The sequence below is a fragment of the Staphylococcus sp. FSL K6-0223 genome, assembly GCF_038008285.1.
In genome coordinates, this window is the sequence record NZ_JBBOYX010000003.1 from 649,061 (window position 1) to 669,850 (window position 20,790).

General features: G+C 33.0%; 18 protein-coding genes. 4 read left to right on the plus strand and 14 right to left on the minus strand.

Annotation, left to right across the window (positions count from 1 at the left end; translation table 11 throughout):
- The first annotated feature begins 134 nt into the window (after window positions 1–134).
- Window positions 135–1,817, plus strand: a complete 1,683-nt coding sequence (locus MHI13_RS20480; RefSeq protein WP_064210147.1) for a CocE/NonD family hydrolase — start codon at window positions 135–137, stop codon at window positions 1,815–1,817.
- 92 nt (window positions 1,818–1,909) lie between these two features.
- On the opposite strand, the gene MHI13_RS20485 is transcribed toward MHI13_RS20480, so the two are convergent.
- From MHI13_RS20485 to panB, 7 genes are all read right to left on the minus strand, one after another.
- Entirely contained in the window at window positions 1,910–3,244 is a 1,335-nt protein-coding gene (locus MHI13_RS20485) for a zinc ribbon domain-containing protein (protein WP_002432671.1), read from the minus strand.
- Window positions 3,244–4,269, minus strand: a complete 1,026-nt coding sequence (locus tag MHI13_RS20490) for a zinc-ribbon domain-containing protein (protein ID WP_064210146.1) — start codon at window positions 4,267–4,269, stop codon at window positions 3,244–3,246. Before MHI13_RS20490 ends, MHI13_RS20485 begins: the two co-directional genes overlap by 1 nt.
- Window positions 4,270–4,558: 289 nt before the next feature.
- Window positions 4,559–6,013, minus strand: a complete 1,455-nt coding sequence (locus MHI13_RS20495; RefSeq protein WP_064210749.1) for a TcaA second domain-containing protein — start codon at window positions 6,011–6,013, stop codon at window positions 4,559–4,561.
- Complete coding sequence (locus tag MHI13_RS20500) at window positions 6,014–6,907, minus strand: zinc ribbon domain-containing protein (RefSeq protein ID WP_002432610.1); 894 nt, start codon at window positions 6,905–6,907, stop codon at window positions 6,014–6,016.
- A 188-nt stretch (window positions 6,908–7,095) separates the two neighbouring features.
- The gene (gene panD / locus MHI13_RS20505) at window positions 7,096–7,479 is read right to left on the minus strand and encodes an aspartate 1-decarboxylase (protein WP_002432724.1); all 384 of its coding nucleotides are present in this window, start codon (window positions 7,477–7,479) and stop codon (window positions 7,096–7,098) included.
- The gene (gene panC / locus MHI13_RS20510; RefSeq protein ID WP_002432476.1) at window positions 7,479–8,333 is read right to left on the minus strand and encodes a pantoate--beta-alanine ligase; all 855 of its coding nucleotides are present in this window, start codon (window positions 8,331–8,333) and stop codon (window positions 7,479–7,481) included. Before panC ends, panD begins: the two co-directional genes overlap by 1 nt.
- Entirely contained in the window at window positions 8,326–9,144 is an 819-nt protein-coding gene (gene panB / locus MHI13_RS20515; protein ID WP_064210750.1) for a 3-methyl-2-oxobutanoate hydroxymethyltransferase, read from the minus strand. The genes panC and panB overlap by 8 nt, the downstream gene beginning before the upstream one ends.
- A gap of 75 nt (window positions 9,145–9,219) precedes the next feature.
- Here panB and MHI13_RS20520 point away from each other — a divergent pair, with 75 nt between their 5' ends.
- Window positions 9,220–10,095, plus strand: coding sequence for an oxidoreductase (locus MHI13_RS20520; protein ID WP_002469895.1), 876 nt, complete (start codon window positions 9,220–9,222; stop codon window positions 10,093–10,095).
- A 66-nt stretch (window positions 10,096–10,161) separates the two neighbouring features.
- On the opposite strand, the gene budA is transcribed toward MHI13_RS20520, so the two are convergent.
- The 5 genes from budA to MHI13_RS20545 form a co-directional block, all read right to left on the minus strand.
- Entirely contained in the window at window positions 10,162–10,866 is a 705-nt protein-coding gene (gene budA / locus MHI13_RS20525) for an acetolactate decarboxylase (RefSeq protein WP_002432571.1), read from the minus strand.
- 132 nt (window positions 10,867–10,998) lie between these two features.
- Entirely contained in the window at window positions 10,999–12,663 is a 1,665-nt protein-coding gene (gene alsS, locus MHI13_RS20530) for an acetolactate synthase AlsS (protein WP_002432635.1), read from the minus strand.
- A gap of 59 nt (window positions 12,664–12,722) precedes the next feature.
- Window positions 12,723–13,673: an L-lactate dehydrogenase gene (locus MHI13_RS20535; protein WP_064210751.1), complete on the minus strand. Its 951-nt coding sequence runs from the start codon at window positions 13,671–13,673 to the stop codon at window positions 12,723–12,725.
- Window positions 13,674–14,083: 410 nt separating this feature from the next.
- Window positions 14,084–14,968: a cidABC operon transcriptional activator CidR gene (cidR, locus tag MHI13_RS20540; RefSeq protein WP_002432944.1), complete on the minus strand. Its 885-nt coding sequence runs from the start codon at window positions 14,966–14,968 to the stop codon at window positions 14,084–14,086.
- Window positions 14,969–14,997: 29 nt separating this feature from the next.
- On the minus strand, window positions 14,998–15,693 hold the full coding sequence (locus tag MHI13_RS20545; RefSeq protein WP_002432493.1) for a YoaK family protein: 696 nt from the start codon (window positions 15,691–15,693) through the stop codon (window positions 14,998–15,000).
- A 375-nt stretch (window positions 15,694–16,068) separates the two neighbouring features.
- Between MHI13_RS20545 and MHI13_RS20550 the strand changes: the two genes are divergently transcribed.
- On the plus strand, window positions 16,069–17,517 hold the full coding sequence (locus MHI13_RS20550) for an APC family permease (protein WP_030059074.1): 1,449 nt from the start codon (window positions 16,069–16,071) through the stop codon (window positions 17,515–17,517).
- A gap of 104 nt (window positions 17,518–17,621) precedes the next feature.
- Here MHI13_RS20550 and MHI13_RS20555 read toward each other — a convergent pair whose 3' ends face one another.
- Window positions 17,622–18,959 (minus strand): aspartate aminotransferase family protein, encoded by a 1,338-nt coding sequence (locus tag MHI13_RS20555; RefSeq protein ID WP_002432561.1) that lies wholly within the window; start codon window positions 18,957–18,959, stop codon window positions 17,622–17,624.
- Window positions 18,960–19,241: 282 nt separating this feature from the next.
- On the opposite strand from MHI13_RS20555, the gene MHI13_RS20560 reads away from it, so the two are divergent.
- A complete protein-coding gene (locus MHI13_RS20560) occupies window positions 19,242–19,670 on the plus strand; it encodes a hypothetical protein (protein ID WP_340761912.1) in 429 nt (142 codons plus the stop codon).
- 46 nt (window positions 19,671–19,716) lie between these two features.
- Here MHI13_RS20560 and MHI13_RS20565 read toward each other — a convergent pair whose 3' ends face one another.
- Window positions 19,717–20,613, minus strand: coding sequence for a hypothetical protein (locus MHI13_RS20565; protein ID WP_002432618.1), 897 nt, complete (start codon window positions 20,611–20,613; stop codon window positions 19,717–19,719).
- Between the last annotated feature and the right edge of the window lie 177 nt (window positions 20,614–20,790).

Below are 20,790 nucleotides of genomic sequence, written 5' to 3' on the forward strand. Positions count from 1 at the left end.
TATCTCTTTCCACAATTATAAGCATTCTGTTGGGTTTTAGACAAACTTAAGAAAATGATTATTGTTAATTATAAACACGCTTAGTAAGATGAAAGTGTATTGAAAACCATTCTCAATAAAAGGAGGTCACATTAATGAATCATTTATTAGGTAATCCAGAATTAAATGTAACTGATGTTAATGATGTTCATAAAGGGCTCAATTATATCGTTGTAGATAGCGTTCAATATGGTAATCAAGAGATGATAATGGAAAAAGATGTAAAAGTTATCATGAAAGACGGTGAAACTCTATATTTAAATATTTTTAGACCTAACAAGGAAGGTCGTTTTCCAGTTGTCATGTCAGCAGACACATATGGTAAAGATAACAAACCTAAAATCACTAACATGGGGGCAAAATGGCCTACCTTAGGTAATATAGCAACATCTAGTTTTACACCTGAGGAATCCCCTGATCCTGGATTTTGGGTACCAAATGATTATGTAGTAGTCAAAGTAGCACTGAGAGGTAGTTCAGGTTCAAATGGCGTTCTATCACCTTGGTCAAAACGTGAAGCTAAAGATTATTATGAAGTCATTGAATGGGCGTCACAACAAGAATGGTCCAACGGTAATGTTGGAACGAATGGAGTCTCTTATTTAGCAGTGACTCAATGGTGGGTAGCCTCCCTCAATCCTCCTCACTTAAAAGCTATGATTCCTTGGGAAGGATTAAATGATATGTATAGAGAGGTCGCTTTTCATGGCGGAATTCCTGATACAGGATTTTACCGTTTTCGGATTCAAGGCATTTTCGCTAGATGGCCAAATAATCCAAATATTGAAGATTTAATCCAAGCTCAAAAAGATCACACACTTTTTGATAGCTATTGGAAAGCACGTCAAGTACCTCTTCCTCAAATTCGAATTCCGTTATTTACTTGTGCCAGTTGGTCTACACAAGGTTTACACAATCGTGGTACATTTGAAGGCTTTAAACAAGCAAGCTCAGTTAATAAATGGTTATATGTTCATGGTCGAAAAGAGTGGGAAAGCTATTATGCGCGTGAAAATTTAGAGAAGCAAAAGTTATTCTTTGATTATTACCTTAAAAAAGAGGACAACGATTGGAAAGATACCCCAACTGTGACTTATGAAGTCCGTGAGAAGTTCTATCAAGGACATTATCGTGAAGCATCTGATTTCCCTATACCTAATACACAATATACAGCTCTATATCTAGACGGAGAGAATCATTCCCTCAATTTAGATAAACCAAAACAAACTCATGTTTCACACTATCACTCTGAAAAAGATAATGAGTCACTACGTTTCACATATACATTTTCTGAAGATACAGAGTTAACTGGAAATATCAATTTAAAACTATGGGTTTCTTCTAACGAAGCAGATGATATGGATATATTCGCAGGTATTAAAAAATTAGATAGACAAGGTAATGAAGTTAATTTCCCTGACTTCAACCATATTGAACAAGGACAAGTTGCTACAGGTTGGTTAAGAGTATCTCACCGTGAATTAGATGATGAAAAATCTACTATTATACAACCATGGCATAAACACGAACAAGAATTAAAATTGAAAAAAGGCGAGATTGTACCAATCGAAATAGAAATTTTACCTTCAAGTACTTACTTTAAACAAGGTGAAACGCTTGTTGTAGTTGTAAAAGGAAATGAAATAATTAAAGGCACTAGCTCTCCTGGTTTAAGTACACGTTATGAACATCATGAAACAGTTAATAAAGAACATCACTATATTCATACTGGTGCTAACTATGATTCTCAATTAATTATCCCAATTATACCTCAATAAATAAAATGCACTAACTTAAGCAAGCGAAGCTATAAACGATAACTTACGTCATCTTTAGCTTTCTTACTTATGTTAGTGCTTTATATTAACTATTAATAACCTGATCCAACTTCATCGCCATTTTCATCATATTCTGTAACTTCTCCATCTTCAGAATCTACAGTATATGAGCCTGCTAAATCCCCATCTTTATCAGTAAATGAAAAACCCCAATTACCGTCATCTGTTTTTTCAGGTTCTTTATACGTATACTCACTTGTATCTAACTTATGTCCTTCATAAGATTCAACTTTATCAATGACATTATCACGAGTAACTTCTCCTGAACCAGAATCGTCCTCATCTGAATCCATGTCTGAGTCACTTTCAATATCATCTTCTACGTATTTATCTATGTCATCTTCATCAAATTTTAAATCAACATCTGTGACGCCACCATCTTCATCGCTAGCACTAGCAACATTTACAGAATTAGATTTAAAGGTTTTTCCTTCATATGTACCTTCTGCATGCACCACAACTTCTTCATCTGGGTCATAAGGTCCGTATGTTTCTGAAGATGATTCATCCCCTATTTCCTTGTCATTTGCATATATCTTAATATGATCTAAAGCATAACCATTATCTACATAAACATTAAAACGCTTTTGCTTAAATGATTCATAAGCAGTTGATGTATTGTCGCTCATATCAATAGTGATTGCACCTTTAAATTTTTTCCCATCAATATTCTTAGTAGCTTTCAAATTATAATTACCTATTGGGAAAGTTCCTAGTTCTTTTTCTTCATTTTCATCGACTGATATCGAATGCTTCTCTCCCCCAAATTGATATGTTACCTTCCCACTATTACTTGCCAATAAGCTCACTGAATGCTGTGGAACATTAAATTGATAATCATCAAAAAATAAAAATTTCTTACCATTTTTAGAAATATTTAATATGTTATTTCCATTAGCATCGACAGTTGTATTTCTATAATGGTTATTTTTAACCTCTTCAGCATTTTGTTCGATGTTATTGGCTACATTCGTCAAATCGTCTTCCTCTTTAATAAAATTTAAATACGCACGAGCTTCTTCTTCGCTTAAATGACTACTATTTGCGCCTGAAGTAACTTCTTTTGATAAAGCTTTCGCATCGTCTTTTTTAATTGCATGAGAAATATGGGATGCTTGCTTTTCCGGTGAAAATTGACTTTTTAAAATTAAGAATAACGCTATCAGTGCGATGATTACAACAATGATAATAGAGGCAATAATCCATGTTTTCTTATTATCATTTCTTGAGTGGTGGTTATAGTTATTGTCATTTTGATACTGGTGATGTGATTGATTACTTCCTTGTTGATAAACCGGTGTTCCACAGTTCGTACAAACTTTCACTCCATCACGAAGAGGCTTTCCGCAATTGCTACAATATTTCATTAATAATCCATACCTCCATCAAATATATCACTTAAACGATCAATCAAATTTCCAAATATTTGATTAAAGAATGATTCTCCAAAAATACTTACAATTATAAAAGTGATAATAATAAATATAACTACTCCGTAAAAGCTAGATATTCTTGTATCATGAGTTGTACTATATTTTGCAATTAAATACACTCCAGAAACTACCAATAAAATGATTGATAACATCAATATAAACGACGCGAATCTATATGAATGTAAGATATATAAAATAATTGATATCATCATAACAGCAACAGATACGCTATTAATTAATACGTAGTCAGATAACACCTTTTTAAATGAAATAGGTTGTCTCACTACAATGCGAGTGATTAAATATGTTGCACCTACCAAAATCGCTAAGAAGAATACTATTCCGACAAGACTTGATAAAATGATTGTCCCTTTAGAAGTGCCAATATAAATAATTTCAGTCGGAATCACCGCTCCCAATAAAAGTGCAATGATGAGTAAACCAGCAATAATAAGAGAAAATATTAATTTAAGACTAAATGTATGATTATTTTTAATCATTTGATCTGGCGATACAAATGCACTCTTGAAGAAGCCTTTGCTTTCCTGAGTCACTTCTTTTGCTTGTTCACTAAATTGGCTTGAATGTTGTCTAGTGTGTTGATTGGAGTTGTGTAAATAGTGTTCGTGTGTAGGTGTGTGATGTTGCTCGGGACTTTGTTGTTCATTAGTAGTATGATGTGGTGTTGATGAAACTTGCTGCTTTTCAACATTAGTAGTTGATTGATGTTTATCACTTTCTGAATTTTGATTACCTTGTGTTTTATCTTGTTGCTTAGAAAGATTTGATACTTCATTGTAGTTTCTTGTTGAATCGTTTTGCGAATCTTTAGATTCCGCATTGGATATTTCTGATTCTGCAGAATGAACAGCTTTTGATTTTTTTTCGATTTTATGTCCGCATTCCCCACAGAATAAATCGTCCGCTTCAATTGGATTTCCACAATTTGGACAATGCATAAAATTCCCTCCCAATTTTCAAATTTTTGAAATCTTTGAAAATTATACCATTACATTTATATTGTTATCTATAGTAATTTCAAAAATTTTATTGATTACTTTTATTTTTAATTTTTAATTAGTAGCCATACAAAGTACATTGGTTTCATATTATCTTTAGTTAACAAATTCAATTTATATTAAAGAAATAGATTTGAAAGCTAAAAACTAAATAAAAAAGCTTTAGGAAGTTAAGACAATTTTATGCCCAAGCTTCCTAAAGCTCATCTTTTAAAAATTATTTTAGTAATTAAATTCCTTCATAGACTCCTGATGAAATGTAGTTGTTGTCAGAGTCTGTTTTATATATAAATTTAATTGGAGTGTTAATACGGTATGTATAAACAAGTTTCCCTTTATTATTCTTTACCTTTACGATATTTTCATCCCTACTTTGGTAGGGTTGCAGCTCAAAAGAATAATCTTTACTTTCAAATTTATCATTTTCATACTTCTTAATGATATTTATCGCTTCTGTTTGCGTTAAGTCAGCCTTCACTCTTTTCTCAGTATTATCTTCTTTATCTTCTTTATCCTCATCATCTTTACTTTTATGATCTTCAGATGTACCTTTGTCGCCATCGTCCCTATCTTTCTTTTCTTTGTCATCTTTATCAGAGCCACTAGAGTCATCAGACTCATTAGATTCATCTTCGTATTTATTGATTTCTTCACTATTAAAAGATAGTTCGATTGTCTTATACTCTTCAGTTCCTTCCGGCAATCCTACACGTTCACTATTTGTCTTAACTGTATGTTTTCCAATTTTTCCCTCTAAATGAACCACAATATTATCATTTGAATTGTATGGTCCATATACTTTATTTTCATCGAAACGTTCATCAACTTTATCATTAATGAACAACTTAATATCATTTACTTTATAAGTATGATTAGGCTTAATCATAAAGCGTTTTTCTTTAAAATTCTCCTTAACGATAGAACGTGCTGGTGTCATTAAAATAGTTATATTACCCTTGAATGTTTGATTACCAACTTGTTTTTTGGCATCGAGTTGATAATTACCAAGTGGAAATGTGCCTACTTCAACGGATTCATCCTTTTTTAAATTGATAGTATGAGTTTGACCATTGTAATCATAATTAATTTTTCCATCATCATGTGAATACATTGCTATAGAATATTTAGGAATATTAAACGTGTAATGGTCAAACACTCCAAAACGTTTACCATTTTTCTCTATTTTAATAATTGCTAATTGATTGATACTTATTGTATGCGTCTTAGCTTTAGACGTCTTCAAATTTTTCAGACTATCTTTTAAATCTTGAGAAAGTTCATTTAATTTTCCTTCATTTTTTAAAAATCGAAGATATGCATGTGCTTGATTATCATTAAGCTTCTTTCCATCAGAAGTGAGTAATTTAGAAAGTTGACGATGGTCTTCTTTCTTAAGTGCATCTGAAATTTGATCCACACTTTGTTCTGGAGACAGTTGATGCTTTAAAAATATGAACACACTTATTAAAGTAATGGCGATGACTGCTACTAAAATTGAAATAATAATTAATGGTTTATTCGGTTTCTTAAATTGATAAGCATCACTATAACGCCCTGGGGGATAAGCTAGACGTACATCATTTCTAGACATAGACTGTTCAGAGTAACCTGTAGGTTTACCACAACGTGTACATACTTTATGATTGGGATTCAATGGGTTTCCACAATATTTACAAAATCTCAATTAAATCACTCTTCCGAACAATCTACTTAAGTCTTGCATTACTACACTTTCAATCACGTTTTCCCCAAAGATTAAAGCTATGATGGCTAAAGCAAATATCAAAATAATCACGCCGTAAACACCTGAAATTCTAGTTTCATACAATGAACTATATTTCCCGAGGATATACGCGGGTGATATTGTAAAAAATAGATACATAACAATAAAAATAAGTGCCGCAAATTTATATGAATTTAATGCAAAAATTATTCCTGAGAAAATTAATAAAGCTACTGTAAACGTATTGATGATTACATAATCTGATAATAATTTATTGAACTTGATTTCAGGAATAACTGTTAATCTTACCACCGCATATGTAATTCCAATATGAATTGCTAAGATAATAGCTAAACTTAAAACAAATCTAAGTAAGATATCTTCTTTTTGTATTTCAAATAAACCTACTTGACTCGGAATAAGCATAGTAGTAAATAAACTTATCAACAGTAGTCCTGCAACAATAAGAGTAATCAGTATTCTAAAACTAAATGTTTGATTATCTTTAATAACTTGATCTGGTCGTTTAAAAGCATTAATAAAAAATTCTTTTAATTCATTAAGAAAATCTTTCTCATTTGTACGTGCCTGTTCAAATGTTTGATTAACAGGATGATGTGTATCATTTTGATTGACTACAGATTGATTAATATTTTGATGATGATTAACATCCGTAAGTGTTGATTGTACATGCTCCTTAGTTTCTTTAGTTCGTTTATCTAATGTCTCTTTATTTGTAGTTTCTGATGATGTTATCCCAGTAGTTTCTGTAGTAACAGATTGAAGCTTAGTACCACAGTTACCGCAAAAGACGTCTTCTGGTTGAATATTCTGGCCACATTTAGGACAATTCATAGATGTTTGGACCTCCACTATTAAGATATTTTAGATTATATACCATATTTATATTGTTATCTATATAATTTTATATTTATATAATAATATTAGTGTTATCCTAGTTTTTAATATAAAAATTGCCGAGCTACTCATTAGTAACTCAGCAATAATCTTTCATATATCTTTAAGTTTTAGGTATTGCTTTTTTATGGCACAATCGAGTTCTCTTTCTCATGTATCATTTCTATAATTTCATTGTACTCATTCATAACTGCTACTTTGGGTGAATGATTTTTAACTTCTTTTTCATTTAATTGTGCATAAGTCATTATAATGACGATATCACCCACTTCTACTAAACGAGAAGCTGCACCATTTAGACAAATTTTACCGCTTCCACGTTCTCCAGCAATAACATATGTTTCAAATCTGGCACCATTATTATTATTCACATTAGCGACCTTTTCATTAGGTAAAATATCCACCGCATCTAAGATATTCGAATCTATCGTAATACTACCTACATAATTTAAGTTTGACTCCGTGACCCTCGCTCTATGAATCTTAGAATTCATCATCGTTCTTATCATTATTTGCCCTCTCCAATAATCATATTATCTATCAAACGTGCTTTTGAAAATTTAACTGCTAATGAAATAAAAACTTGTCCGCTCATCCATTTCTGTTCAACTAATTCTGGATAACTGTAGATAGCTACTTCATCAACGTGTCCACTAGTATTGTTGTTTAAATAAGAAGTAATACTTTGAATGATGACACAACTTTGCCTCTCACCTTTTTCATATAAATCACGTGCAATTTGCAAACTTTTATTTAAATGAATAGCTTCTTTTCGTTCTTCTTGAGTTAAGTATACATTTCTAGAACTCTTAGCTAACCCATCCTCTTCACGTACAATATCGACACCAACAATTTGAATAGGATGATTAAAATCTTTAACCATTTTTTCAATTATTGCTAACTGTTGCGCATCCTTTTTCCCAAAATAAGCATAATCAGGACTAACGATATTAAATAGTTTATTTACTACTGTGACTACTCCTTCGAAGTGCCCTGGTCGTTGTGCACCTTCAAGCACTTCAGCTAAACGTCCTACCTTAAGCGTAATATCTAACTGATCAGGGTACATTTCCTCCACACTAGGATAAAAGACGTAATCAACATTAATACTTTCTACAGCTTTAACATCCTGGTCAATTTGACGTGGATATGCATCAAAATCTTCGTTCGGTCCAAATTGTAAAGGATTAACAAATATACTAATGACTGTTACATCATTGTTCTCAACTGACATACGCATCATTTTCAAGTGACCATCATGTAATGCTCCCATTGTAGGTATAAAGCCTATTGTCTTCCCTTGAGAACGGTATGACTTCACAATCTCTTGCATATCATTAATAGTTGTAACGATTTTAGTCATTGATGTCGACCTCGCTCATAATCTTTTTCCTATAAGTGTGAGCTTCTGAAGGGAATTCACCTGACTTCACTTCATTATCATATTGTTTTAAACCATCCACACCAACTGAAAAGTCAGCATATTGTTTTACAAATTTGGCCTGTCGATCTATACCATAATTCAACAGATCATGGTAAACCAATACCTGACCGTCAGTCTCTTTCCCAGCGCCAATGCCAATCACTGGTATCGTTAATTGTTGGCTAATGACTTGAGCTAAATCACTTGGAATTGCTTCTAATACTAGAATCACTGCGCCTGCTTCTTGCATAGCTTTTGCATCTTCAATCAGTTGTACTGCCGCTTCCTTCGTTCCCCCTTGTAATTTATATCCCATCACACCAACACTTTGTGGTGTAAGTCCTAAATGAGAAACAATGGGAATACCCATACGTGTTGCTTTTTGAATAAATGAAACAAGATGTGCACCTTCTACTTTTAAAGCATTCGCCTGTGTTGCTTGATAAAGTTTAAGTGCATATTTCAAATCATCTTCATCACATACACCTACAGTCCCTATAGGCATATCAACAACTACAAATGTGTTAGGTGCGCCCCTTCTCACAGCCTTTCCATGATGAATCATATCTTCAACGGTCACTTGAACTGTACTTTCGTATCCTAATACGGTCATTCCAAGTGAATCTCCAACTAAGATTATGTCAATCCTAGCTTGTTCTGCTTGCTTTGCACTCGGAAAATCATAAGCTGTTACCATAGAAATTTTAGTTTGCTCGTCTTTCATCTTTATCAATTGACTTAATGTTTTCAATTCATTTCAACCTCAATTTCCTTTATTATTAGCAATAGTATAATGAATTGCACCAAGAAAGGAAAGAAATATATTATGACAATTGCCGTTATTGGTCCAGGGGCTGTTGGAACAACGATTGCTGCTGAATTAAAAGCTGTCTTACCTGATACACAACTCATTGGTCGCCATAATAAAACAATGACCTATTTCCCGGAAAATACTTCTCAAGCACAAAACGTTGATGTTGTTTCATACGATCACACGCATCATTCATTCGATGTCATAATCATCGCTGTTAAAACACATCAACTTCAAAACGTCATTAAGCAATTACCAACTATAGCCCATAAAGATTCACTTATAATCTTAGCCCAAAATGGTTATGGTCAATCACAACATATTCCTTACCAACATGTTTATCAAGCTGTTGTCTATATTAGTGGTCAAAAAAGAAACGATAAAATCACTCATTTTCGTGATTATCGCTTACATCTACAAGACTCATCAGATACTCGTGAGTTAAAACAGCAGCTTTCTTCTTCTAAGATTGAACTTATTTTAGAAAGTGATATCCAAAATAAAATTTGGTATAAACTTCTTGTTAACTTGGGAATTAATTCAATTACTGCTATAGGGCATCAACCCGCTAAAATATTACAATCAGCACACATGAAAGAAATATGTCGTTCTATTCTTAACGATGGGTTACAAGTTGCTCAATCAGAGGGGATTCATTTTCCAGATCTGACAATCGATGACATTATGAAGATTTATCAAGGTTATCCTGATGAAATGGGAACAAGTATGTATTATGATGTTTTAAATCAGCAACCTTTAGAGGTTGAAGCTATTCAGGGGTATATCTATCAAAAGGCTAGATTTCATAAACTTAACACGCCTTATCTAGATACAGTTTATACTTTCTTAAAGGCTTATCATCTTAAATTTACAGAAACCAAAGATTTATAATTCAATATTAATTCATAAAAAATCCCAAAAGCGACATTTATCTATCGCCTTTGGGATTCACTTTTGTTATTCAGCTTCTCTAATTTCATCTTCAATATCTTGATAGTCAATTTCAGCGTCAGTAAATGATTTCGCATCTACTGGGAAGTGTTGTTCAAACGTTTCAAAGTTTTGAATCTCTACATTAACATTATCTACTTCAAAATCTAATATGTGACCACCAAAGTCGCGGTCATCATTAGCAAAGTGAATGTGGAATCCTGCTGAACCCACCCCATGGAACAATTCTGGTGTGAAGAATCCAACAATAGAACCTTTGATATTTTCACGTGTTTCTTCAGGTTGTCTACGTGCTGAATCAATAAGACGTGTATAAGGTGGTTCTTGACCAGGCATCATACGTACATGCATTTTTTTAAATGTACCTGAAATTTTCACAGCAGAAAACATATTTTCGCTTGTCATCTCTTTTTTAACTTCATCAAAAACATCGTCTTGATTTTTATCTGAAATACTGAAATTTTTGTCTGCCTTAAACTGAGTGACTGTAGCATATGGTGTCATTTCATCGCCAGTTAATTCAATAAATTCTTTATGTTCATTTGCATGGTAAGCTTTACCATCTATAAAAATGACCTCACCATTTGAACCTGTAAGTGTCCCAATACCTAAATCCCCATGTTCTAGTAACTCATTAACTGAAGCAGTTCCTTCTAATAAACCTGCCATCAAAGTTCCTAGCGTTCCGTGTTGGTACAATACATTAGTCATATTACTTTTCACTCCTATTAATATTCATTTCTTATTACTTTAAGAAACGCAAACTAAAGATGACCTATCTCTCTAGAATGCGTTCTTTTTTATATCCTGGAAAATGATTTAACAAACACATACGCTTTCAAATTAATTTAAAGCATTCGGTAACATGTTTGTAGATAATTTAACATTATCTTCGTAGTTAACTGGGATATCGATTAATACAGGACCATCTGTTTCATAACCTTCTTTTATAGCTGCTTCTAACTCTTCTTGGTTAGATACACGTAAACCTTTTGCTCCAAAAGATTCTGCATATTTAACAAAATCAACGGCACCAAAGTCTACACCTGAAGAACGTTGATATTTCATTTCTTCTTGGAATTCAACCATATTATAGCGTCCATCATTCCAAATCAATTGAATAATGTTTAAGTTTTTACGTACAGCTGTTTCTAAATCTTGAGCTGAGAATAGGAAACCACCATCACCAGCTACAGAGACAACTTGTGTGTTAGGACGGACAAGTGCAGCTGAAATTGCCCAAGGAAGTGCCACTCCAAGTGTTTGCATACCGTTACTAAATAATAAATGTCTTGGATTATAGCTTCTAAATTTACGTGCCATCCAAATATAGTGACTTCCAACATCTACAGTTACTGTAGTATCATCTGTTAAAACTTTTTGCATAGATTCAATGATTTCAACTGGGTGCATCACACCATCTTTATGCGTCGCTTTAATACCAGTAGCATCAATAATCTCTGCTCTTAATTTTTCAAGTTCATCTAAATGATCTTGATTAATAAATGGTTCATCAACATGTTCTGAAATAAGTTCAATTGTACCAGCGATATTACCAATTAATTCTTTGACTGGTTGCATGTAGTTTGTAATTTCTGCTTGAACTTCATCGATATTAATAATTTTAGTGTCTAATTCTTTATTCCAGTTACTTGCTTCATATTCGATTGGATCATAACCAATTGTGACTACTAAATCACTTTTTCTTAATAATTCATCACCAACTTGGTTTCTAAAGAGACCTACGCGACCGAAGAAGTGATTTTCTAATTCACGACTAATCACACCTGCACCTTGGAATGTTTCAACGACAGGGAGATTTGTTTTTTCAACTAACTGACGAATTGCTTCTGTTTCAGCTTGGCTTGAACTTCTCATACCAGCTAATAAAACTGGGAATTTTGCATTTTTAATAGCATCAATGACTGCTTGAACATCTTTTTCAGCTGGTACACCAAGTTGAGGTTGTTGACAAAGTGAAATTGCTTTAGCTTCAACTGGTGAAGAGATAACGTCTTGTGGAATACTAATAAAACTTGCACCATTTTTACCTGACGTTGCTGTACGCATGGCATTAGTCATCACTTCTGATAAAGATTCTGGGTCTTGTACTTCAGCACTATATTTTGTAGATGATTTTAATAGTGCTGCGTTATCAATACTTTGATGTGTTAAACGTAATAAGTCATTGCGTTTAACTTGACCACCGATTGCTAATACTGGATCACCTTCAGATGTAGCAGTAAGTAATCCAGTTGTTAAATTACTAACTCCTGGACCACTCGTTACAAGTGCAACGCCTGGTTTACCAGTTAAGCGTCCGATTCCTTGTGCCATCATTGCAGCATTTTGCTCATGACGTGTAACAATTAATTCTGGACCATCATCTTCTAATGCATTGAATAAGTAGTCAATTTTTGCTCCCGGAATACCAAATACATATTCAATTCCATTATTTTTTAAAGTGTCAATTACCATATCTGCTGCTGAATATTGTTTGTCAGCCATTCATTTCATATCCTTTCAAAAATTTAATTTCTTTATTTCTTTTGAATTTTAAGCATGCGTTATACTAAATGTTTAATTGAGTCGTAAGTTTCTTCAAGTGTTTGAACTGATTGCTTAAATAATTGTTTCTCTTTATCGCTTAAAGGTGTTTCATATATTTTAACTGCACCATTTTGGTTAATTAATGTTGGGACACCTAAGTAAACTTCTTTATGTCCATATTCCCCATTAAGTTGACTTGATACAGTTAAAACACTATTTTCGTTATTTAATAATGCTTTAGTAATTCGTAAAAGCGCTAAAGCTATACCATAATAAGTAGAACCTTTAGCTTGGATGATATCGTAAGCAGCATCTCTAGTGTTCACATATATTTCTTCAGCTTTAGCTTCACTGCCTGTTTGTTCTTTTAAAGTATCAAATACTGAGATACCTGCAACATTTGCTTGAGACCAAACTGCAAGTTCAGAGTCACCATGTTCACCGATAATGCTTGCATGTACACTTGATGGCACAACATTTAGCTCTTGGCTAATTAAATATCTAAATCTCGCACTATCTAGAACAGTACCTGAACCAATAACGCGTTCAGATGGTAAGCCTGTGACTTCTTTAACATAGCGAGTTAAAATATCAACAGGGTTAGCTGCGATTAGGAAGAAACCATCGAAACCACTATCCATTACACTTGATACAATACTTTTCATAATTTTAGTGTTTTTCTCAACAAGTTGTAAGCGTGTTTCTCCTGGTTTTTGTGGTGCACCTGCTGTAATGACAACTAAGTCTGCATCTTTACAATCGCTATATTCCCCAGCTTTTACTACGACTGGTGATGCACTGTAGAGTGCGCCGTGATTTAAATCTTTCACGTCTGCTTCTACTTTATCTTTAGCAATGTCAATGATGACAAATTCATCTGCAATCCCTTGAGTAACCATAGCAAATGCATAGCTAGAACCTACTGATCCATCACCAATTAATACAACTTTTTTACTAAATTTTTTCATTTTAACGACTCCTTCGCAATAAAGTGACACAATTAATGTGCTTAGTTTTATTTTTATAATATTTTCATTAAAATAACTAGAATTTTAATTGTTCTTAGTTATAAAATCATTATTTCAGTGACGAAATTGTTACAATTTGTTCAAAATGTTTTATTTAGTGACTAACTTTATTACATAATTAATTATAGTACGAAAACATGTATTAATAAAATACATAATAACGATTATAAGTATTCTTAAAAGGAATGGTTTATATATAGAAAAATATAATATATCAATAGCTATGAGATCTTTTAATCGTAAATCGTGGTAAATAATATACGCGTTATGGAAACATTTTTCTTTAATTTTATATTCTCTTATAAACTAAAACGACCTCTAACAAATTAATTAGAAGTCGCGTTTAAAATTTATTTAACTGGTTGGAGTGTTGAAATAAAGTCTATCCACTGGCGTGTTACATAATTTAAATAAGCATCTTTTCTCCATATGGCACCTAAATGCCATGAGAGTTCTACATTTTCTAATTGAATGGACGTTACATTATCTCCCATTAAACGTACTAAACTTTCAGGTACAATACTAATACCTATACCTTGTTGAATCATGTTAGCAATAAAGCTAATTTGTGAGATATTAGCGACTGTCTTAGGATAGAAACCTATACGTTTACAGTTTTCTATAATTTGATCTTTAAGATAATAATCATCGTGGAACAATACAAATTCTTCATTTTTTAATTCTGCTAGGTCTACCTTTTCCATATCTGAGAGATGATGATCGTTACTGACTACTAGTAATAACTCTTCATTGTATAAGGAAACAGAATGGAATAATGAATGGTCCACAGGCAACGTTGTTATACCTATATCTACATCGTCATTAGCAGTTAAGTTCTCTACTATTTTCCCTCCACCTTCAATGACTTCGTATGTCACATTAGGGTATAACTTGTGAAATTGATTAAGCGCATTTGTAAACATTTGAACATTCATCATGGGTGAAAGTCCTATCTTAATATGGCCCTTTTGAACATTGACTACATCGTTCATTTCTAATGATAGTTTCTCAAATAGAGCCAAAAATTCTAGACTATTGTCATAAAATGTTTGGCCAATATCTGTCAATTTAATTTGTTTCTGAGAACGATCGAATAAAGTAATATCATATTCATTCTCGATATTTTTTATAGCTTTACTAATCGTTGATTGAGCAATATATAAATGTTCTGACGCTTGTGTCATCCCCCCTTGGCGAACGACTTCTACGAAATATTTTATCTGTTTAATTTCCATTTCTTTACTCATCCTTATGCAAATTAATATTACTGAATATTACGTTCTCTGCGATAAATCAGAAAGCTATAAAATATTAAAACGCTAATTAAAATGAACGCAGCTATTAAAATTGTATAGATTCCCATATATTTTTGAAGTAACGCAGATATAATAGCCCCCACAACAAAACTTATTACTATTCTAATGTAAAGCAATGATTTACTCAATTGTACTTTGTCTTTATTTATAATAAATTCACTTAGCGCAATCACAGCTTTTTTTAAATTACCTGTTGAAAATGTGTTAGCATATCCTTCACCTTCTATTTTACCAAACGCAGTAGTAAGCATGGCCATACTAAATGCTAAAGGTGGAATAATATAGATGTTCGGTATTGATGCAGGTATAAAACCCACTGTGATGCTACTCATTGTGATTGGTAGTAAAGCGATAAGACGCCAATATCTTGTAGCTATTTTCGCATGTATTAATGAAACAAACATGACACCTATCATAAATGAGATAACTGAAATAATCTTTAACAATCCACCATCAAGGTTATGATGAGAGACTTCAGAAGCTAGAAAGATGAGGTTACCAGTTTGACCCGCTGCTAAAGTGCCTCCACGTTCTAAAAAGGTATAAGCATCTATATATCCACCAACAAATGTCAATGCAATAGCCATCTCTTTAAATTGATAAATATTTTGTGTGAGATATTTGTCTAATGAAATAGCTACCACCTCATTTCTATTTTTTCAATCATATTTTACACCTTGCCACTATAGAATGTTAATTTATCCGTTTTATAACCCTTAAATGTAATTTGTAAAATATTGGTAAAAATTTCGTTAAAAATTCTATTTTTATTTTTTGTATATCTGATATAATCAAGTTTATCATTTCGTGAAATGCTTACATTTGATTTATTCATCAAAAAAGAGATAGAAAAGCTTTAATTTTTCAGAATTTTTAGACAAAATAAGAAAATTCTATGCTATGATATAAATTATTAGAAATAGCTGGTCACTCGTGTTGTTTATATAAGGACTATAACAATCTCTATAAACACCATGACTGCTCGAAATAGATGTCTTATTAGTAAGTGGAGGTTTATTATGTCTAGTTTTTTTAACCGGATTACTCGTAAAGAGAATCCAACAATTTATCAAAATAAAGATGGACACCTTAAACGCACATTACGTGTTCGTGACTTTCTTGCGTTAGGTGTCGGTACAATTGTTTCTACATCCATTTTCACTCTACCAGGAGTTGTTGCTGCAGAGCACGCCGGTCCAGCAGTAGCTTTATCGTTCCTATTAGCAGCTATAGTGGCTGGTCTTGTAGCTTTTACATATGCTGAAATGGCATCGACCATGCCTTTCGCAGGATCAGCATATTCATGGATTAATGTATTATTTGGAGAATTCTTCGGATGGGTTGCTGGATGGGCATTACTTGCTGAGTACTTTATTGCGGTAGCCTTTGTTGCTTCCGGATTTTCAGCTAACTTAAGAGGTCTTATCGCCCCGATTGGTATCACATTACCTAACGCGTTGTCGAATACTTTCGGCAATAAAGGCGGTGTAATAGACATCATCGCTGCTGTCGTAATTATATTAACTGCGTTATTACTTTCTCGCGGTGTGACTGAAGCTGCTCGCATGGAAAATATCCTAGTTATACTTAAAGTTTTGGCAATTATCTTATTTGTCATTGTTGGTTTAACAGCAATCAACTTTAGTAACTTCGTACCATTTGTGCCTGAGCACAAAGTTACAAAATCAGGTGATTTTGGTGGATGGCAAGGTATATATGCTGGTGTATCAATGATTTTCTTAGCATATATTGGATTTGATTCAATTGCTGCAAACTCTGCAGAAGCTATTAACCCTCAAAAAACAATGCCTAGAGGGATTTTAGGTTCTCTTGCAGTAGCCATTGTACTATTTGTAGCCGTGGCATTAGTCTTAGTTGGTATGTTCCATTACTCACAATATGCAGACAATGCTGAACCAGTAGGTTGGGCTCTACGTAAAAGTGGCCATGGAATTATAGCGGCAGTGGTTCAAGCGATTTCAGTTATCGGTATGTTCACTGCTTTAATCGGTATGATGTTAGCCGGATCACGATTATTGTATTCATTTGGTCGCGACGGATTACTACCTTCATGGTTAAGTCAATTAAATCATAAGCACTTACCAAACAGAGCTTTACTTATTTTAACAATTATTGGTGTGGTAATAGGTTCAATGTTCCCATTCAACTTTTTAGCACAATTAATTTCTGCAGGTACACTCGTAGCATTTATGTTTGTATCACTGGCAATGTATCGCTTAAGAAAACGTGAAGGTAAGGATTTACCAAAACCAGATTTCAAATTACCATTATATCCAGTATTACCAGCTATAACATTTGTACTCGTATTACTTGTATTCTGGGGACTAAGCTTTGAAGCTAAATTATATACTTTAATATGGTTCGTTGTAGGTATTGTTATTTACTTACTTTATGGACTGAAACACTCTAAGAAAAATGATGAAGAAGAATATCACGCACCGAAATAATAAATACTAAGTGGCACAAGTGTTGTTTTTACAGCACTTGTGCCTTTTTTATAAAAAAAAAGATCCTCATTTAGTTTTAATAAAATGAGAATCTTTTTGATTCATTACCATCCTTGACCGGTAATTTCATACTGATCTAAGTTACCTTTTTCCAATGCTTTAAGTGCATTCTCAATGGTATCGAGTGCTGTATCAAGTTGTTCATAAGTAATTACTAGTGGTGGTTGAAATCTCAATACATTTCCTGCGACTGCAATGATTACAACTCCATGCTCAAAGCAATAATTACAAATTTTCAATGCTGCTTCTGAATCTCGTGTCTTAATTTCCTTATCAGACACAATATCTATACCTATTGATAATCCAACACCTCGTACATCTCCTACACTCTCAAACTGTGTCATCCATTGATTCATTCGCTGACGTACGTAGTTCCCCTTTTCAGTGGCAGCGGTTAATAAATCTTCCTCTTCTATCATTTCTAATGTAGCTAATGCCGCTTCACAACTAACAGGGTTGGCACCTGTAGTAAATAAATGGGCTGGCGCTTCAAGGCTTTCCATAATTTCTTTACGACCTACCAAAGCTGACATTGGTAAACCTCCAGCTAGAGACTTTCCAAAAGTAATTAAATCAGGAGTAAAGTTAAAATGATCCACAGAACTCCATCTACCTGTACGTCCTAATCCTTGTTGAATATCGTCAACTGCAATTAAAATACCATGCTGGTGACATAAATCTTGTAGGGCTTCAAAATAACCTGATACAGGTTCAAGTAAGCCTCCATCACCTTGTATTGTCTCTACTACAATGCATGCGACCTCTTCTGCTGGAACGTATTTCGCAAACATTTCTTTGAGAGGCGCAAGATATTCTTCCACTGTATTAGATGTTGATTGTTCAAACATCCCTCTATATTTGTCTGGAAATGGAATATGATAAAAACCATTAAGTAATGGTCCATAGTGTTTTCGCATATTTAAGCTAATAGCTGACATCGATAAAGCGCCAAACGTTGAACCGTGGTATGCGTTTGTGAAACTAATCATATAGGGACGTCCGGTATAGGCACGAGCAAACTTAATAATACCGTCATTAGCATCAGATCCAGTTAAACCAAACGTTACTCTTTTTTCAAAATCTCCAGGAGCTATTTCACAAATCTTCTTTGATAAACGTACAAGTGGTTCATGATACATATATGCTGGCGTATAATGAACAAATTTATCTGCTTGTTTTTTAATAGCATCTGTGACTTTCTTAGGCGCATGCCCCACATTTTGCGAACTTGCACTTGATAATAAATCTATATATTCCTTTCCATCTACATCTACTAGCGTCGCACCATAGCCATAATCAATAGCTAAAGGATAATATTTAATACGTCCTGACTTAGCGAAATACTCCTCATCTTCATTAATTAAATTTTTTGCTTTACTCATGATAAATTCACCTTCCCTAGGCTTTATCATCCATTTCTTATACTGTATTATTCCCTCACAAAACGCTTTTGAGTCACTTTTTATCAGTCTTAAAATGAATTCCCAGTAATATGATAGTACTCAATATACTAGTAATTTTCTGATTTGTAAATATTTTCTGAATTATTAAAATATTGTTTGGGTTTATTAATTTAAAAATGAATTCAACCACTCAAATAGAAATGTCTAAATTGTTTAATTATGGGAATAATAAAAAGTAAAATTATCATGGAGGATAAATTTATGTGGCTTAGATATGGTTATCATTTATTAAGTGCAATTGTCATCAGCGCTATATTATTAATCACTACTATTGTGATGGACGTTCTATTTCAAAAGACGCATTTAACCCAGCTATTACTTAATATTGATTTCTTAATTGACCCGAAGAAAGTGCCTACGATTGTTGAAGGGTTGATTCATTTAAGTATAGGTATCGTAATCTATATCGTTTTTTTAATTATTTATCATTACTCCAAGCCCCTATATTACTTAGCATTTGTTCCTTTAACGATTATTTTTATAGTCATGTACCCATTTTTAATTGCGATTGCCCAGCGTTCATTGTTTAAATTCAGTTGGAATGCATATGCATTGTGGATGGAAGCTAATATCTTATTCATGATTCTCATGGCTATCAGTATACCTACGATTGCTAAGAAACACTTATAATTAAAAGGCCCAGAAGCTATTTGTTCTGGACCTTTCTTATTATTTATTATTCCTCATCACCATGTTTATCATACTTAGTAACAATGCCATCTTGATCTATAATGTAAGAGCCTGCGAGTTCCCCATCTTTATCTGTAAATGAGAATCCCCAATTGCCATCACTGTCTTCTTCGGGTTCTTTGTAAGTATATGTGTCAGTATCTAATTTGTGTCCTTCATAATCTTCAACCAAATCGATTACATTACTTCGTGTCACTGTAGTACTATCTGAACTATTATCATCATCTGAATCTGAATTTGATTGAGTATCGATTGGATCCCCATAACTTGTAGGTTCAGATGACATTAAAGCACTTATTTTATTAATTTCACTATCACTTGCGTTATATAATTTTACAGTTGAAGCTTTGTCTAGTACACGTTGTGATTCTTTCTTGCCATATTCATCACCGTAAATCGGACCGTTAAATTGTGATGGCACGGGATAAATCGTTATCGTACCGTCACCATTATTTTTATAATAGACTGACCCAGCAGCATGAACGCTTGCAGTCAACATTTCAGTTCCTTCTGGAAATTTTGCAGAAACATCAGGTAAATAAGGATCAATTAATTTACCTGAAACATCCCCATGTTTAATATCTAAATCGTCAAATTTTATATCACTGTTTCCCCTATAACTTTCTAATGCCGTTAACCATACTTTCGCATAATAAGTATTTGAATGCGTATTCTCTTGATTAGCGTCTTCTTGACTCTTGTCATTAGAACTTTGACTTAATGCATGATTTGAATTATTATTTTTAGAATTTTTATTACTTTTAGATGACTGAGATTTATCGTCTGAAAGATTTGAACTTCCTTTATTGTCATTACTTTGCCCCGTACTACAACCTGCTAATAATAAAGATGTCACTAGACATGCACTCACCATTTTTTTCATAATCATTAATCCCCTTTTTTTGAAAATGAATAGCTTGATGCTTAATACATACAAACTACTATATAAATTAATTATATAATGTATGTAAACTAAAGTGTATAGTTATTTTAAAATTACATATCAAATGTTGAGTGCACTCTATCGAAGTCTTTTTTTATGAATAAATTAATAAGTAAA

Excerpts from the sequence above, each read along its gene's own strand:
- MHI13_RS20480 (WP_064210147.1), top strand. The coding sequence starts at position 135 with ATGAATCATTTATTAGGTAATCCAGAATTAAATGTAACTGATGTTAAT.
- MHI13_RS20485 (WP_002432671.1), bottom strand. The coding sequence starts at position 3,244 with ATGAAATATTGTAGCAATTGCGGAAAGCCTCTTCGTGATGGAGTGAAA.
- MHI13_RS20490 (WP_064210146.1), bottom strand. The coding sequence starts at position 4,269 with ATGCATTGTCCAAATTGTGGAAATCCAATTGAAGCGGACGATTTATTC.
- MHI13_RS20500 (WP_002432610.1), bottom strand. The coding sequence starts at position 6,907 with ATGAATTGTCCTAAATGTGGCCAGAATATTCAACCAGAAGACGTCTTT.
- panD (WP_002432724.1), bottom strand. The coding sequence starts at position 7,479 with ATGATAAGAACGATGATGAATTCTAAGATTCATAGAGCGAGGGTCACG.
- panC (WP_002432476.1), bottom strand. The coding sequence starts at position 8,333 with ATGACTAAAATCGTTACAACTATTAATGATATGCAAGAGATTGTGAAG.
- MHI13_RS20520 (WP_002469895.1), top strand. The coding sequence starts at position 9,220 with ATGACAATTGCCGTTATTGGTCCAGGGGCTGTTGGAACAACGATTGCT.
- budA (WP_002432571.1), bottom strand. The coding sequence starts at position 10,866 with ATGACTAATGTATTGTACCAACACGGAACGCTAGGAACTTTGATGGCA.
- alsS (WP_002432635.1), bottom strand. The coding sequence starts at position 12,663 with ATGGCTGACAAACAATATTCAGCAGCAGATATGGTAATTGACACTTTA.
- MHI13_RS20535 (WP_064210751.1), bottom strand. The coding sequence starts at position 13,673 with ATGAAAAAATTTAGTAAAAAAGTTGTATTAATTGGTGATGGATCAGTA.
- cidR (WP_002432944.1), bottom strand. The coding sequence starts at position 14,968 with ATGGAAATTAAACAGATAAAATATTTCGTAGAAGTCGTTCGCCAAGGG.
- MHI13_RS20550 (WP_030059074.1), top strand. The coding sequence starts at position 16,069 with ATGTCTAGTTTTTTTAACCGGATTACTCGTAAAGAGAATCCAACAATT.
- MHI13_RS20555 (WP_002432561.1), bottom strand. The coding sequence starts at position 18,959 with ATGAGTAAAGCAAAAAATTTAATTAATGAAGATGAGGAGTATTTCGCT.
- MHI13_RS20560 (WP_340761912.1), top strand. The coding sequence starts at position 19,242 with ATGTGGCTTAGATATGGTTATCATTTATTAAGTGCAATTGTCATCAGC.
- MHI13_RS20565 (WP_002432618.1), bottom strand. The coding sequence starts at position 20,613 with ATGAAAAAAATGGTGAGTGCATGTCTAGTGACATCTTTATTATTAGCA.